At 42.5% G+C, this 3,058-nt stretch carries 3 protein-coding genes; all 3 read left to right on the top strand.

Features of this window, described 5'->3' with window-relative positions; genetic code table 11:
• Positions 1-284 precede the first annotated feature (284 nt).
• The 3 genes from I6E24_RS15685 to I6E24_RS15675 are packed head-to-tail and all read left to right on the top strand — an operon-like array spanning position 285 to position 3,021.
• The gene (locus tag I6E24_RS15685) at positions 285-1,559 is read left to right on the top strand and encodes a replication-associated recombination protein A (RefSeq protein ID WP_235329577.1); all 1,275 of its coding nucleotides are present in this window, start codon (positions 285-287) and stop codon (positions 1,557-1,559) included.
• A gap of 33 nt (positions 1,560-1,592) precedes the next feature.
• Positions 1,593-2,552, top strand: a complete 960-nt coding sequence (locus I6E24_RS15680) for a D-2-hydroxyacid dehydrogenase (protein ID WP_235329575.1) — start codon at positions 1,593-1,595, stop codon at positions 2,550-2,552.
• 4 nt (positions 2,553-2,556) lie between these two features.
• Entirely contained in the window at positions 2,557-3,021 is a 465-nt protein-coding gene (locus I6E24_RS15675) for a C-GCAxxG-C-C family protein (RefSeq protein WP_235329573.1), read from the top strand.
• Positions 3,022-3,058: the final 37 nt, after the last annotated feature.

Here is a 3,058-nt window from a genome sequence, read left to right as displayed (position 1 = left end):
GAACAAAAATGTGGGTGGAATGCCTTGGAATTGTATTGAATATGCAGCAAAATTGCAAAATATGTTTTATGACATCTTTTTTTATTTGGTCAATCCAAAAAAACGCCCCATCTTTGTGACGTTATCCTGAAAACAATCTTTTTACCTTAAGAAAAAAAAACTAATACCTATTGAAAACTTGAAAAAGGCTCTTTGTGAAAAGGGCCTTTTTTTATGTTATTACCTGTCAGATTTCATACTAATTGTGTACTTTTGTAGCAAAATATTGATAAAATTATAGTAATATGTCTCAACCATTAGCAGAACGATTGCGTCCAAGGACTTTGGATGATTATATTGGTCAGAAGCATCTTGTTGGTCAGGGAGCTGTCCTTCGGAAGATGATAGATTCCGGACGCATATCTTCCTTTATATTATGGGGGCCTCCGGGAGTTGGAAAAACCACTCTGGCGCAGATAATAGCCAATAGGCTGGAAGTTCCGTTCTATACGCTCAGTGCTGTTACGTCTGGAGTGAAGGATGTTCGTGATGTTATAGAAAGGGCAAGTTCAAACCGTTTTTTCTCTCAGCAGAGTCCTATACTTTTCATAGATGAAATCCATCGTTTCAGCAAGTCACAACAGGATTCGTTACTCGGTGCGGTAGAAAAGGGGGTTGTTACACTGATTGGTGCTACCACTGAAAATCCGTCTTTCGAGGTTATACGTCCGTTACTTTCGCGATGTCAGCTTTATGTACTGAAATCTTTGGAAAAGGAGGATTTGCTGGAACTTCTTCACAAAGCTATAGAGCGTGACAGTATTCTGAAAGAGAGAAACGTGGTATTTAAGGAAACCGATGCTATGCTTAGATATTCTGGCGGTGATGCCCGAAAACTGCTTAATATCCTTGAGTTGGTTGTGGAGGCCGATAGCGATACACCTGTAGAGATAACCGACGAGAAGGTGGTGGAACGTCTTCAGCAGAATCCTCTGGCATACGACAAGGAAGGAGAGATGCATTACGACATAATATCTGCATTCATTAAGTCTATACGCGGAAGTGATCCTGACGGTGCCCTTTATTGGCTTGCGCGTATGGTGGAAGGAGGGGAAGATCCTGCATTTATAGCCAGACGACTGGTAATATCGGCTTCCGAAGATATCGGTCTGGCTAATCCAAATGCCTTGCTTCTGGCTAATGCTGCATTCGATGCGGTGATGAAGATTGGCTGGCCTGAAGGAAGAATTCCTCTTGCCGAAGCTACGGTTTATCTTGCTACAAGTCCGAAAAGCAATTCTGCATACGAGGGTATTAACTCAGCCATAGAACTGGTCCGTCAGACCGGAAATCTTCCGGTCCCGTTGCACTTGAGAAATGCACCGACCAAGCTTATGAAACAGCTTGGCTATGGAAAAGACTACAAGTATGCCCATGCTTATAAGGGAAACTTCGTGGAACAGCAGTTCATGCCGGACGAACTGAAGGATACCAGAATATGGCATCCGCAGAATAACCCGTCGGAATCCAAACTCAGCGATAGGATGATACAGCTGTGGGGAAATCGTTTTAAAGAATAATATGTAATAAATTTTTATTATACTATAAGTGATATGAATATAGTAGTATTGGATGGATTTACCATGAATCCCGGAGATTTATCATGGAGTGAACTGGAGAAATTGGGAACTCTGAAAGTATATGACAGAACATCGCCTGAGCAATTGTTGGAGCGTGCAGCCGATGCTGAAGCAGTACTGACAAACAAGACAGTTATTAATGCTTCATCATTAAGAAATATGCCAAAACTGAAATATGTGGGAGTTCTTGCTACCGGATATAATGTAGTGGATATTGCTGTTGCAAAGGACCTTGGCATAGTGGTGACTAATATACCTGCCTACAGTACAGAATCTGTGGCTCAGATGGTATTTGCGCACATTCTTAATATCACTCACAGTGTAGGAAGCTATGCTCAGGAAGCACATGCCGGAGTATGGAGCAGACAGGCGGATTTCTCATACACCAACAGTCCTCTTATGGAACTTTATGGAAAGAGAATAGGTATTGTCGGATTCGGAAATACAGGTTCTGCTACGGCGCGTATTGCCAAGGCTTTCGGAATGGAAGTTCTGGTATATACCAGTAAATCTCAGTCTGCATTGCCTGAAGGTATGACTAAAGCATGTTCGATGGACGAAATTTTCAGTACCTCCGATATAATAAGCCTTCATTGTCCGCTGAATGATAAAACTGCGGAGATAGTGAACGCGCATAATCTGTCATTGATGAAGGAAACGGCCATACTTATAAACACAGGTCGTGGCGGACTGGTAAATGAGAATGATCTGGCTGAGGCACTGAAGTTACACCGTATAAAGGCTGCGGGTCTTGATGTGATGGTGAACGAACCTCCGCGTGAAGACAATCCTTTGTTGGGATTGGAGAATTGTTTCATCACTCCGCATATAGCCTGGGCAACATACGAGGCACGAGTAAGACTCATGGACCAGGCTGTGAAAAATCTTAAGAGTTTTATTGAAGGAAATGTAATTAATAATGTAGCCAGATAGGAATATGACTAAAGAAGAAAGAATAGAAAAAGCCGTTTCGCTTTTTAAGGAAGGATATAACTGTTCACAGTCTGTAGTGGCTGCCTTTGCCGATATGTACGGATTTACTACAGAACAGGCACTTAAGATGTCATCGGCCTTTGGTGGTGGTATAGGCCGTATGCGTGAAACTTGTGGAGCTGCCTGCGGACTGTTCATGCTGGCAGGTCTTGAAAAAGGAGCTACAGAAGGTTCCGACCGTGAAGGTAAGGCTGCCACATACGCCCTGGTTCAGGAGCTTGCTGCAAAGTTCAGGGAAGAAAATGGTTCTTTGCGATGTGCAGATCTTTTGGGATTATCCAAAAAAGAACCTATAGTTTCTACTCCTGAAGCCCGTACCAGCGCATATTATGCCAAGCGTCCGTGTGCAAAGATGGTCGAAACTGCGGCACGTATATGGGCTGATTATATTTATGGTATGAAAAAATAACATTAAAAAAAGATACTCTTATCAATCGCTATTGATA

Origin of the sequence: Bacteroides caecigallinarum, assembly GCF_021530995.1 — a bacterium.
GTDB classification, from domain to species: Bacteria; Bacteroidota; Bacteroidia; order Bacteroidales; family Bacteroidaceae; genus Phocaeicola; species Phocaeicola faecigallinarum.
This window is presented reverse-complemented; position numbering and strand designations above follow the sequence as displayed.

Coding starts and splice junctions, on each gene's coding strand:
- I6E24_RS15675 (WP_235329573.1), top strand. CDS start 2,557: ATGACTAAAGAAGAAAGAATAGAAAAAGCCGTTTCGCTTTTTAAGGAA.
- I6E24_RS15680 (WP_235329575.1), top strand. CDS start 1,593: ATGAATATAGTAGTATTGGATGGATTTACCATGAATCCCGGAGATTTA.
- I6E24_RS15685 (WP_235329577.1), top strand. CDS start 285: ATGTCTCAACCATTAGCAGAACGATTGCGTCCAAGGACTTTGGATGAT.